Raw genomic sequence first — 12,459 nt, forward strand, 5'->3', positions numbered from 1 at the left:
TTTGGCCGGGCGCCGTTCCTGCCGGACGGAAGCGGACGGGCGGCGTTACTGGAACTGCGACAGCAGCCGGGCACCGTGGGTGACGATCCGGGCGCCCGGCTCCAATCCCGCGGAGATCAGCACACTGCGGCCATCGATCATCTCGGTCTTGACCGTGTGCGGCATGAAGACCTCAGGCTCGACCAGTTCCCAGACCTGCTCGGCCCCGCCCGAATCGTTGACCACCGCCTCGCGGGCGATGGGAATGCCTTCGCGCATCTTCGATTCGTTGCGGACCGTGACGGTCACCGGACGGCCGACCCGAAGTCCATCCATCGGATTCTCGATCCGGAACATCAGGGGCACCGACTGCTGCTGCAACGCCAGCCCGCTGCCGATGAAGGTCAGGTCGAGCGCGTCGCCCTCCGGCGTCACCGCGCTGGCGTCATGGACCAGCTGCGTGCCGCGGGCGACCTCAGGGTCGGCGGCGACCGCCTCGATCCACAGGCGCTGCGGGTTGACGATCTCGAAGATCTTTTCGCCGGGATGGACGATGCGGCCATTGATGGCGGTCGACGCGCTGATCACGCCGTCGATGGCCGCCCGCAGCACCTCCTGGGTCTGAAGCATCGGCAGCAGGGCCTCCCGCTCGCGGCGCAGACCTTCCAGCCGCACTTCCGCCTGCATCACCTTGCCGTCGCGGAAGGGCACGAACCAGAACTGCTTCAGGATCTCCACGCTCTCGGCGGTGATCCGGATCTCGTTGGTCAGCCGCGCGACCTCGCGCCGGACCTGGCTGCGGTCGACGACGCCGATGGCCGGCGCGACATAGCCGAGGATCTGTCCCTTGCGCACCGTTTCCCCCAGGACCGGCATGCCGGTCTTCGGCGGTTCGATGCGGCCAAGCAGGCTTGCCTCGACATCGCCATGGGCGTTCGGGTCCGGAACGATCCGGCCGGGCAGCTTGACCGTCAGCGGCGTGCGCACGCTGTCGGCCCGGTGCGTGCGGATGTCGAACATCCGTTGCAGCGGCTTCGGCACGAAATAGGAGCCGTCCGGCCTGCGTTGGGGCTTGTCGACCGCCAGCGACGCCAGCAGCTTCGCATCCGCCGCGCGCGGTTGCGGCGCGGCGGCCACCGCTTCGGCCACGGCGGCCACCGGCGGCGTTGCCGGTTCGGATGGTGCGACCGGGGGCATCGGCGGGGTGGCGTCCGGCGCCGGTTGAGATGCTGGCGGTGCTGCGGGAGCGGTCTGGCCGGCCTCCCGTGCCGAGGGATCCTGCGCCGATGCCGCCGGCATCGCGGCGTCCGTGACATGGACCTGGCTGACCGGGGTGCGGTTGACCCCGAACATATAGGCGACTTCCCAGCTGAACTGGCTGAGGGCGTTCGACCCGCTGGAAATATAGCTGCCAACCGCCGCGACCGGTGCGGTTGCCGTGTTCACCACCGTGCTGGCCGCCGAACAGGCGGTCGAGCCGATCCATTGGCCGGTGCCCGACAGCCAAGCCCCGTCGTCGGACGAGGCGGCGGACGAGGCAGTAGATGAGGCGGCAGACGGTGCGGCAGACGGGCGACGCACCCTGACGGCAGCCTCATCCTCCGCTTCCGTTCCGTGGCGGCTCCAGGCCGCGGCGGGTGCCGCGGACATCGATGCCAGAAGGATTGCTGCGGAAACCGCCGAGGACACCGCGCGGGACAGCCCCGCGCTGCGCCCGAGCGCCACCGGCTGACCGGGCAGCCGCCGGCCCTGCTGCCGGGGGCCCTTCGCCGGCCTTACAGAGCCGACGGCATGAGGCTGGTCTTGGCCCGCCATGGTGCGATCCACCGTTCCAAACACATTCGGCATGTAGATTCCGGCGTTCGATGATGCCCGATCCGGTCGGCAAGGCAGCGAACGCACGACCGTCCCGGATATGGACCCGCTTCCAGACCCGTTTCCCCGGCCGGCGCGCAAACCTCGCCTGCCTTCATTGGACCCGAGGAAGACTAACGAATTATGAACGACCATGTCGGGATGCGACGGTCTGAAATATAAATTCCAGTATTGAGAAATATTCTGACAGGGATCACTCCGTCAAGACTGTTAAGAGCCGTAACTTTTCAAGGAATCACCCACATAATTCCTTGTTATCGTCAACGATTACATTTTCAACCTAACATATTTCCAGTGATAATCCGACACATCCTTTGATGAAAATTTCTTGGATAGACAACAATAAGACTCTGATTCGGAACGAAAAGTTTCAACACTGATCAAGTCTGCAAATTTCCTGTGGACGCTTTTCCGTTTACCCTGATTGAGGTAGCCTGTCCGATATGAGATATGCGGACTACTGGACACTCGAATCAGGAACCGCCTTTTCACATGCCGACGCCGCAGGAAGACGATGCCATCCGGCACCGTCGGCGCCGCCCTGTCGCCGGCTTGGAAACCGGTCGTCGACAGTGACTTGCGGACCGTAGCAGCCATGCCAAACCCGAGCGGAGCGTGACCGTATGCAAGACGTCCAATCCACCGAAGAAACCGGCAGCCGATCCGGCACTGACCGGCAGGCGTCCGAAACGGCCACGCCCGGACTCCAGACCGCACCCGCCATCGTGCAGCCCAGCCGCAGCAACGGTCCGGTCGTCCTGACAATCCTGCTGGCGGCGGCGGCGGTGTGCGGCACCGTTCTCTATTCCGACGACCTGCGCTCGTCCTTCCTGTCTCCGAGCCGCACCCAGCTGAAGCTCGATGCGCTGGAGCGGACCGTCGCGGGGGTGACGGCGATGCCGGAGAAGCTGACGGCGCTGGAACAGGCGGTCGCGGCGACCGGCAAGCGCATCGACCAGCAGTCCGTCACCGGCCGGGCGGTATCGGTGATCGCGGCACGCCTGCTGAAGGAGTCGCTCGGCACGTCCGATCCCTTCGCCGACGACCTCGCTCTGATGCGCCTCTCCGCCGCGGCGGATCCCGAACTCTCGAAGACGCTCGATTCGGTGTCGGGCTACGCGGCCAAGGGCGTGCCGACCCGGACCCAGCTCTATGCGTCCTTCGGGCTGCTCGTGCCGTCCGCTCTCCACGCGGAGGTGCAGGACGGTGCAGGCGGGCTGCGCGAAACCGTCTGGGGCTGGATGACAGGCCTCTCGACGGTCATCCTGGCATCGGCCTCCGATTCGCCGCCGCAGGCTGCCGATCCGTCGGCTTCACAACAGGCGGCTCCGCAACAGGCAGCTCCACCGCCGGCTGAAACCAGGACTCCGGCGCTGCTGGCGGCCACGGCGGCCCGGCTCGAAGCCGGCGAACTCGCGGCAGCCATCGACATCATGGCGTCGCTCGACGGCGTTGCCGCACCGGTGGCGGCCCCCTGGCTGGCCGACGCCCGCGCCCGGCTCGCCGCGGAGCGGACCGCCGCCGTCCTGGAAACCAGGATCCGCAGCTGGAGCGCCGCCGGCACCCAATAAGGACGTCGGCCCACTGCCGGGATGCGCGTCCGGCCGCTCGGCCGGCTGCGGCCCCGGACCGATGGGCCGGACACCGATCATTTCCCGAGTCCACCGCCAGATTGCGAGGCCACCGGTGACAGAGCTAAAGAAAAAGGTATCGGCGGTGATGGTTGCCGCCGGGCTTGCGCTTTTCGCCGGCACGGCGGCGCAGGCGGCAACGGTGCTGAACCGCGGCAACGGTGGCGAGCCGTCGACGCTGGACCCGCACCGCACGGACGGACGCATCGAATCGAACATCCTGCGCGACCTGTTCGAGGGGCTGGTGGTGTATGGCCCCGACGGCCGCATCCTGCCGGGCGTCGCCGAAAGCTGGCAGGTGTCGGAGGACGGCAAGCTCTACAGCTTCCAGCTCCGCGCCGATGCCCGCTGGTCCAACGGCGATGCGGTGACGGCCGAGGATTTCGTCTACAGCCTGCGCCGCGCCCTGACGCCCAAGGACGGCATCCAGCCCTCCGCCAACATGCGCGTCATCAAGGGGGCCGCCGCCGTCATCGACGGCACCAAGCCGGCCGACACGCTGGGCGTCGCAGCGCCGAACCCGCGCACCGTGACCATCGCGCTGGAGGCGGCCACCCCCTATTTCCTCGACCTGATCGCCGCCGACAACAGCGCCCTGCCCGTGCATCGCGGCACCGTCGAGTCGCAGCGCGAGCGCTGGACCGATCCCGGCAAGATGGTCAGCAACGGCGCCTATGTGCTTGAGGAATGGCGGGCCCGCCAGCAGATCGGCCTGGGCAGGAACGCCAATTTCCACGGCCGCAGCGGCGTCTCGATCGACAAGGTCAACTTCTTCCCCATCGACGATTCCGCCGAGGAGGTCGACCACTTCAAGGCAGGCACCCTCCACCTCACCTACGAGGTGCCGCAGGACCGGGTGAAGTGGATTTCGCTGACCGAACCGAAGGTGTTCTGGAACAGGCCCTTCCTGGCGACCTACTATTATGCCTTCAACCTCACGGTCGAGCCGTTCAAGAGCAACCGCGACCTGCGCCGCGCCCTGTCGCTGGCGGTCAACCGCGAGAACATCGTCGACAAGGTGACGCGAGCGGGCGAGACGCCGGCCTATGGGCTGGTGCCGCCCATCGTCCCCAACTACCGCCGCCAGACCGCCGACTTCATCGCCGAGCCGATGGACAACCGCCTGCGCGAGGCGCGCCGCCTGTTCTCGGCCGCCGGCTTCAGCCCGATGCAGCCGCTGGCGGTCGAGATCCTCTACAACCAGTCGGAAAACAACCGCGTCATCGCCGACGCCGTCATTTCCATGTGGCAGGACGCTTTCGGCAAGGGCATCCAGGTCAAGCCGGTCAGCGTCGAACGCACCGATTACCTGAAGCGCCGCGCGCGGCGCGATTTCCAGATCGTCCGCGCCGCCTGGATCGGCGACTACGCCGACCCCACCGTCTTCCTCAACCTGATGCTGTCCACCGCGCTGCCGCCGCGCAACGATCCCGGATACCGCAGCCGCAAGTATGACGACCTGCTCGCCAAGGCGGCGGCCAGCGAGGACGCGGCCCAGCGCTCCGCCCTGCTCGGCCAAGCCGAGAAGGCGATGATCGACGACGACCCGGTCATCCCGATCTACCACTTCTCCACCAAATCGCTGGTCAGCCAGCAGATCAAGGGCTGGGTCTACAACGTGCGCGACGTCCATCCCAGCCGCTTCCTGTCCTTCGCCGGGAAAGCCGCCTCGTGACCGCCGCCACGGCGTCCACGGCAGCCTGACGGCAGACAGACGGCACAGCGAAAGCAGAGCGACAGGGGGAAACACATGGATTTCGGCCTTCTCACCATTCCGCTGGTGACACTGGCGATGGCCTTCGGCTTCGCCGTGTTCACCGACACCCAGACCATCCATTTCGACTATGTCGACGTGCCCGATTCGATCTCCCAGGAGAGCGGCCTGACACCGGCGGTGGTGATCACCAAGCTGGCCGACGAGATGCAGGAGATCGAGCGGCAGGCCTTCACCAAGGCCGAAGCCCGTCAGGTCGAACTGCATGCCGACCAGAGCGCCACCTCGGTGCTGGGCGAATATCTCGGCGTCACCCCGCTGATCCGCGTGGTGCAGGAATCGGCGCACATGATCCCCTTCACCTTCTCCGGGGAAATCGTGCGCCACGACCAGCAGGTCGAATTCATCCTGCGCAGCTACGACAGCCACCACAACAAGACGCGGATCTCGCGCAACGGCTCGGTCGACGACATGAAGGGCCTGATCCACGGCGCCGCCTATGAGGCGATGCGCGTGGTGAACCCCTACATTCTGGCCGCCTACCAGTTCAAGCGCGACCGGCTGTCGCGCGATTTTACCCCGACCCTGGAAATCCTGCGCCGGGAACTGGAAGGGCACGATTCGCGCTACGCCCCCTGGCTGCACAATCTGTGGGGCATGGTTCTGTACCAGCAGAACGATCGCCACGGCGCCATCCACCAGTTCGAGGAGGCGGTGCATCTCGACCCGAATTTCCTGTCTCCGCGCCTGAACCTGGGCGTCGTCAATGCCCGGCTCGGCGAATACGATCTGGCGGAGAAGAACTTCACCGCGGTGGTGCAGCACCCCAACGTGGCGCAGAGCCCGGCGGTGAAGGCGGCGGCGCTGAGCGAATGGGGCTTCACCCTGGCCCTGACCGGCCGGGTCGACGAGGCCTATGCCAGGTTCGACGAGGCGAGCCGGGCCGATACCAACTTCTCCGACGTCTATTCGAGCTGGGCCGAGGTGCTTAGCGCCCAGGGGCGCCGCGAGGAGGCGGAGCGGATGACCGCCAGGGCGCTGAGGCTTGCGCCGAAGGAAGTCGTCTACACCGAGAACCTGATCGGCACCGTCCAGAACGTACCGGCCACCGCAAGCATGAACTGACGACATGACGGAGGAGGGCCGAAGCATGAGACGGCGCGCACACTCCATGACCGTCGCCGGGGGCCTCGCGGCGATGGCCATCCTGATCGCGGCGGCGCCGGCTGTTGCGGCAGGTGGGCATGACGGCGGCAGCGCACATGGCGGTCGTCACGTCCGCCATGCGGTGCCGGCCCATGCCGCGGTCAAGCATGCGCCGGCGCACCGCGACAAGGGGAAGGGCCATGGCGAAAGTCACGATGACGGCCACGGCGGCGGCCACAGCACCAGCGTCCTTCTGCTGGTGATCTACGGCCTGCTCGGCGTCAGCAACGACCATGGCGGGGATCACGGCGGCGGGCATTCCAGCCCGATCGCCTCGATCTTCGGGGGCGGCCATGCCGGTGGGCATGGGGGAGGCCATGGCGCCGACCACGGAACGGGACACGGGCCCGACCCGGCCGGAGCCCATGGTCCGGCCGACGCCGCCGTCATCCCGGCGGCTGCCCATTGATGACGGCCGATTGATTGCGACTGGTCCGGGGCCCGCGGGTTCCGGTCGGATTTCCAGAGCGGAGACGATGCAAGCAACCGAAAACAGCGGTACGGGCCGGTCGTTATGACCGTTGATGTCGCAGGCTGCCATGCCGTCCTTCATATCGACCGGCTGACATCCAATCTCGCGATGGCCAGGTCGATGCTGGACGATGGCGCCCGCATTCTGGGCGTGGTCAAGGCCAATGCCTATGGTCATGGCGCCTTGGCGGTGTCCCGGGCGCTCGAACATGCAGGCATCGACGGTTTCGCCGTCGACAGCCCGGATGAGGGAATCGAGCTGCGTCAGGCGGGGATCGCATCGCCGATCCTGGTTATGAACCCGCTTTGCCCCGGCGACGCGTCCCCTATGATCGGGTTCGGCCTGACGGCAACCATCAGCGATGTCCAAGCCGCCGAAGCACTGCAAGCCGCTGCCCACCGGGCCGGACGCCCGGCGGACATCCATGTCAGAGCAAGGTCCAACTGCGCCGGGCTGGGCGCAGACGGGGACGGGAACGCCATTGTCTCGCTCCTGCGCGCGGTGCGCAACCTCGCCAATCTGCGGGTGGAAGGGCTGTTCACCCACATGATCGGTCCCTACCGGGACGACCCCGTCCAGATCGGACGCGAGGTCGCGGGCTTCCACACCCTGATCGACCGGCTGCCGGCTGATCTGCCGAGGCCGCCGCTTGTCCATGCCGTCACCAGCCCCGGCCTGTTCAACGCCCCCGACGCCCGGTTCAACATGGTTCGGCTGGGTGCCGTGCTTTACGGCATCCGCATGGTCGAGGCAGGCGGCGCGCCCTTTCCGTTCCGGCCGGTGATGGAACTGATTTCGCGCATAGCGCATCTCTGCCGGCTGGAGCCGGGGGACGACATCGGATACGGCCCGGCCGCAAGGCAACGGAGCGAGGGGCCGGCCAGGGGTAGGACGGGAGGGCGGGCCGCGATGATTCCGGTGGGCTATGCCGACCTGCCCTATCTGCTGCGCTTCCGCGACAGCGCCGTGCTGATCCGCGGCCGGCGGGCTCCGCTGATCGGCGAAGCCTTCATGGGCAAGGTCCTGGCGGACGTCACCGACATCCCGGACGCCGCGCTGGGCGACGAGGCGGTGTTCGTCGGCGCCCAGGGCATCGAGACGATCACGGTGGAAGACATCGGCAAGGCCAACGGCATCCGCCCGTCGGCCATCCTGATGCTGGGGCCGCGCGTGGCGCGCCGGCTCTCCGGGCATTCGGCCGGACAGGTGGGGGGCGTGGAATGAGCCGATGCGGACGAATGCCGAACCGGCGCCAAGCGATCGCCGGCGCCGGCACAGCGCTCATGAGCGCCCTTCTTCCCGGTGGCGCGCACGCAGGCCGGGCGACCGACAATGCATTGCTGCCGAAGCTGACCGACGGGCGGCACTGGCGCATCGGCTATGCCGAAACGATGCCCTACGGCAATTATGCCGGCACGCTGGCCAGCATCGTGAAGGGGCTGGACGCCCTGTCCTGGCTGAACGGAGCGGCACGGATGCCCTATGACGCCGGCCAGAGCGACAGCGAGGCGCTGTGGCGCTGGCTGTCGGCACGCGACCTCGGGCCGCGCATCCGCTTCGTCGCCGACGGCTGGTACGGCGGGCTGGACCAGGCGTCGGCGGAACCGATCCTCCAGCGGCTGGAAGGCGGCGGCGACATCGACCTGATGATCGTCATGGGCACCATCGCCGGGCGGAAGCTGGCGTTGGACCGCCACACCGTCCCGACGCTGGTGTTCTCCACGACCAATGCGGTTGCCGCCGGCATCGTGGGCGCCGCGGAGCAGTCCGGCCGCAACCATGTCTGGGCCCATGTCGATCCCCAGCGCTATCACCGCCAGATCCGCATCTTCCACGAGACCTTCGGCTTCCGCCGGCTGGGGATCGCCTACGAGAACAGCCCGGCCGGACGTGCCATCGCCTCCATCGCCGACATCGAGGCGATGGCGGGACAGCTGGGGTTCGAACTGGTGGCGCGCCATGTCCAGGCCCCCGTCGGGTCCGACGATCAGGACCGCTATTACGCCGACCTTGCCGCGGCCTGGGGCGACCTCTCCCGGCAGGTCGACGCCATGTACATCACCTTCGGCCGCTGGAGCCTGGAGCGCTTCCCGCCCCTGGTTCGCATCTTCCAGGAGCGCGGCATCCCGACCTTCTCGCAGCTTGGGCCGGAGGAGGTGGCGCAGGGCGCCCTGATGAGCGTCGCCCGCAGCGATTTCGACGGAATCGGCCAGTTCGGCGCCTCGGTGATCGCCCGGCTGGCCAATGGCGAGAGGTTGGCGGAGATGCGCCAGATCTATTTCGACACGCCGACAATCGCCTGGAATCTGGCGGTTGCGAACCGGATGGGCTACCGCCCGGCGATGTCGGCGCTGCTGGCCGCCGACAACATCTACACCAGCCTCGGCGCCATGCCTTGAGCGGCCCGCCATCAGCCGAGAGGACCCGCCCCGTGCAACGCAAGACCGGCCGTTTCCTGGCGACCTTCCTGCCATCCGTGCTGCTGATCGTGGCGGCGCTGGTCTTCAGCGCCGGCATCAATCTCGGCACCTTCCGGCGGGATTGCGGCGACGCGCTGTTCTCCACCTTCGGGGTCGCCGGCCGGAAGGTGGTCACCAGCATCGAATATGCGGTGAAGCACGGCAAGACCATCGACAATTTCTTCGGAATGGAGCGGGCGCTCAATCAGTTGAGGACCTATCTGCCGCAGGCGGACGGTGTCGCCGTGGCACTGCCGAACGGACAGATCGCTTACGCCATCGGCACCTACGGCTTCAAGGATCGCGTCGGCGACCGGCTTTCCGGCTATGAACAGCGCCGGACCGCTGAGGAATTCAAGCGCAATACCTCCTTCAACTATCATGATACCGACAACCGGTCGTACGAACTGTATCTGGCGATCCGCGATCCCAGCGATGGGCGCTGGATCGGCACCCTGATGATCGCGGCCAGCGATTTGGTGATCGACGACTACGTCCGCGCATTCGAACGCCACACGCTGATCCTCGTCGGTGCGCTGGGTGGGGTCGCGATCCTCCTGCTGGGCGGCCTTGCCCTGCTGCCGGAACGCGGGCGCGGCGGGCTCGGACGGCCGCGCTCCGGGCGCGCGGCGCTCGTGGTGGCGGCGCTGGTGCAGATCGCGGTCGGCGTGACCGGCTACGGCGCCTTCAGCGACGCCTATCTGCGCACGGTGGAGAACACCACCGGGATCGTCGAGAACATCGTGGCGACGGACGTCGGCTCCGTCATCGGGCGCGGGGCGACCTACCGTTCCTTCTCCGGCATCGACGATTACTTCCGCGAGATCGTCGCCATCGTTCCCCACTTCAAGGGCATGTCGCTGGCTGTCCCCGAGGGGGCGGATCTGTCGGGCTCGCTCGGCTTCGGCCAACCGGCGGCCAAGGGGGATCTGGTGACGGGACGGGCGCTGGCGACCGACGCGGACTTCCTGACGCCGACCCTGCGCATCGTCATCGACAGCGACTTCATCCAGCGCAACATGCTGGAGGTCATCGCCAACAACGTGACGATCCTGATCATCTCGCTGATGTTCATCTATGAACTGCATGCCTTCGTCAGCCGGCGGATTCGGCTGCCGGCGGAGACGGGAACCGAGACAGAGGTGGTGGCGGGCGCCGATGCCGCCGCGGCGACCGGCCGGTCCCTGGCCGGCCTCCGCTTCCTCACCTTCATGCTCTATTTCGGCATGTTCCTGTCGGCCTCCTTCGTTCCCGTCATCATGCAGACCTTCGACCGCGGCCTGTTCGCACTGGCTCCGCCCCAGGCGGCGGCGATTCCGGTGTCGGTGGAGATGCTGTGCGGCGCGCTGGCGATCCTGCTGGCGGGACGGATCAGCGCGCGGCTGCCCTGGCGGACGATGACCGCCGCCGGTCTGGCAGTCGCCGTGCTGGGCGCCCTGATCTCCGGGGTGACCGGCGATCCGGTCCTGTTCATTGTGGCGCGCGGTCTGGTAGGGGCCGGAACGATGACGGCGCTGATGGGACTGTACCGCCTGATCGACCGCATCCGCCGGATCGATCCGGCGACGGGAGCCTATTCCGACCTGTTTTCCGGCATGTATGTCGGCGTCAATTGCGGCGCGGTCGTCGGCAGCCTGCTGGCGGACGCAATCGGCCCCCACGCGGTTTTCCTGATCGCCGCCATCGTGCTGACGCTGGGCATCGCGCAGTTGCTGCTTCTGACGCCCGAACCGGCGGGAGCGGCCGCCATCCCGGCCGACGCCCCCACCGTCGCGAAGCCGGACGGCGAGACGGCACCCGCGCGGCGGGTGTGGAGCGACGGCTCCTTCCTCGCCTTTTTGCTGCTGGTGTCGGTTCCGACCTCCGCCTGCAGCATGTTCCTGATCTATTATTTCCCTCTGTTCGCCAGCGGGTTGGGACAACCGGCCTCGACGGTCGGGCAGGCCTTCCTGCTCTATGGTCTGTGCATCGTCTATCTCGGGCCGCTGCTGTCGCGCCTGATGCGGTCGAGCAACGTGGCACCCGGCCTGCCGGTCCTCGCCTCCGGCCTCATCATGGCGGCGGGGCTGACGACCTTCGCGCTGACCGGAAGTCTGGTCGGGGCGTTCCTGGCGATCCTGCTTCTCGGCCTCAGCGACAGTTTCGGCCTGACCGCGCAGCAGCGCTATCTCGAGCGGCTGCCTGTCGTGGGCACGCATGGGCTTGCGGTTCCGCAATCCTATCATCTGAACGCCCGGAAGATCGGTCAGGTCATCGGCCCGATGCTGTTCAGCGCCGCCGCGGTCGCCGGCGGGGCGGGCGCGACTCTGATCGGCCTCGGTCTGGCGGCGGCACTGCTGCTGCATCTGGGATTGTCCGTCCTGGCCCTGCGCCGGCGCCCGTTCGTGGCCAAAACGGCATGAGGGAGATGGCGGCACAGGCACGAACGGAGGGCAGTCCGCTGCGCCTGGCGATTCTCGACGGCAGCTGGGCGCCGGCCATCGCCGCATTGCAGGACGCGGCAATCGGCGACCGCATGTATCCGGTCAGCGGCGGCCAGATCGCCGAGATGCTCGGCCCCCGCGGCTTGACGGTGGGGGCGTTGGCCGGCGACCGGCTGGTCGGCTTCTTCTCCCTGCTGTTTCCCGGCCGGCAGCCCGAGTCGATGGGTCTTCCCTTCGGGCTCGTGGATAGGGAGCTGGACGCGGTGGTCCACTGGACGGCGGTGATTGTCGATCCCGCCTTCCGCGGACAGCGGTTGCAGCAGCGGATGGTCGCAGCCGTCGACTGGCGGCTGTTTCCCGAGTCCCCTCATGATTACGGCTTCGTCACCGTGCGCGCCGACAATCCGCCCAGCCTGCGCAGCATGCTGGCCTGCGGCTTCGCCATGGTCTGGGCCGCTCCCAAGTTCGACGGCCACCTGCGCCATACCCTGTTCCGCATCACGCCGGGCGACCGCGCGATTCCCGGCGGCGGGGAGATGGTGGCACTGATGGATGTGCAGCGTCAGATGGACCTGATGGCGCGGGGATGGATCGGCTGGCCGCAAGGTGCCGCGGCCGGCCACGTCCGCTTCGCTCCCCCGGTTCCCGGCAGTCTCGTCGACCGCATCAGGGCGCGGAAGCGGTCCGGATAACACAAGCC

Annotated in this window: 10 protein-coding genes; 9 read left to right on the top strand and 1 reads right to left on the bottom strand. The window is 67.5% G+C overall.

What is annotated here, in order from left to right; translation table 11 throughout:
- Positions 1–45: 45 nt before the first annotated feature.
- The gene (locus ABNQ39_RS24050; protein ID WP_376962762.1) at positions 46–1,428 is read right to left on the bottom strand and encodes an efflux RND transporter periplasmic adaptor subunit; all 1,383 of its coding nucleotides are present in this window, start codon (positions 1,426–1,428) and stop codon (positions 46–48) included.
- Between ABNQ39_RS24050 and ABNQ39_RS24055 the strand changes: the two genes are divergently transcribed.
- From ABNQ39_RS24055 to ABNQ39_RS24095, 9 genes are all read left to right on the top strand, one after another.
- Entirely contained in the window at positions 1,418–1,711 is a 294-nt protein-coding gene (locus ABNQ39_RS24055; protein WP_376962764.1) for a hypothetical protein, read from the top strand. The two genes, ABNQ39_RS24050 and ABNQ39_RS24055, sit on opposite strands and share 11 nt — an antisense overlap.
- 766 nt (positions 1,712–2,477) lie before the next feature.
- Complete coding sequence (locus ABNQ39_RS24060) at positions 2,478–3,425, top strand: mitofilin family membrane protein (protein ID WP_376962766.1); 948 nt, start codon at positions 2,478–2,480, stop codon at positions 3,423–3,425.
- A 148-nt stretch (positions 3,426–3,573) separates the two neighbouring features.
- On the top strand, positions 3,574–5,160 hold the full coding sequence (locus ABNQ39_RS24065; protein ID WP_376965030.1) for a peptide ABC transporter substrate-binding protein: 1,587 nt from the start codon (positions 3,574–3,576) through the stop codon (positions 5,158–5,160).
- 75 nt (positions 5,161–5,235) lie between these two features.
- Positions 5,236–6,324 (top strand): tetratricopeptide repeat protein, encoded by a 1,089-nt coding sequence (locus ABNQ39_RS24070; RefSeq protein WP_376962768.1) that lies wholly within the window; start codon positions 5,236–5,238, stop codon positions 6,322–6,324.
- 25 nt (positions 6,325–6,349) lie between these two features.
- Positions 6,350–6,814 carry a hypothetical protein gene (locus ABNQ39_RS24075; RefSeq protein WP_376962770.1) on the top strand — a complete coding sequence of 155 codons (465 nt, stop codon included), beginning with the start codon at positions 6,350–6,352 and terminating at the stop codon, positions 6,812–6,814.
- A gap of 105 nt (positions 6,815–6,919) precedes the next feature.
- Positions 6,920–8,101 carry an alanine racemase gene (gene alr, locus ABNQ39_RS24080; protein ID WP_376962772.1) on the top strand — a complete coding sequence of 394 codons (1,182 nt, stop codon included), beginning with the start codon at positions 6,920–6,922 and terminating at the stop codon, positions 8,099–8,101.
- 59 nt (positions 8,102–8,160) lie between these two features.
- Entirely contained in the window at positions 8,161–9,276 is a 1,116-nt protein-coding gene (locus tag ABNQ39_RS24085; protein ID WP_376962774.1) for an ABC transporter substrate binding protein, read from the top strand.
- Between the two features lie 32 nt (positions 9,277–9,308).
- Positions 9,309–11,738 (top strand): MFS transporter, encoded by a 2,430-nt coding sequence (locus ABNQ39_RS24090; protein ID WP_376962776.1) that lies wholly within the window; start codon positions 9,309–9,311, stop codon positions 11,736–11,738.
- Positions 11,739–11,743: 5 nt separating this feature from the next.
- Positions 11,744–12,451, top strand: coding sequence for an N-acetyltransferase (locus ABNQ39_RS24095; protein ID WP_376962777.1), 708 nt, complete (start codon positions 11,744–11,746; stop codon positions 12,449–12,451).
- The last annotated feature ends 8 nt before the right edge of the window (positions 12,452–12,459 follow it).

Origin of the sequence: Azospirillum sp. A26, from assembly GCF_042604635.1 — a bacterium.
In the GTDB taxonomy this organism is placed as follows: domain Bacteria; phylum Pseudomonadota; class Alphaproteobacteria; order Azospirillales; family Azospirillaceae; genus Azospirillum; species Azospirillum palustre.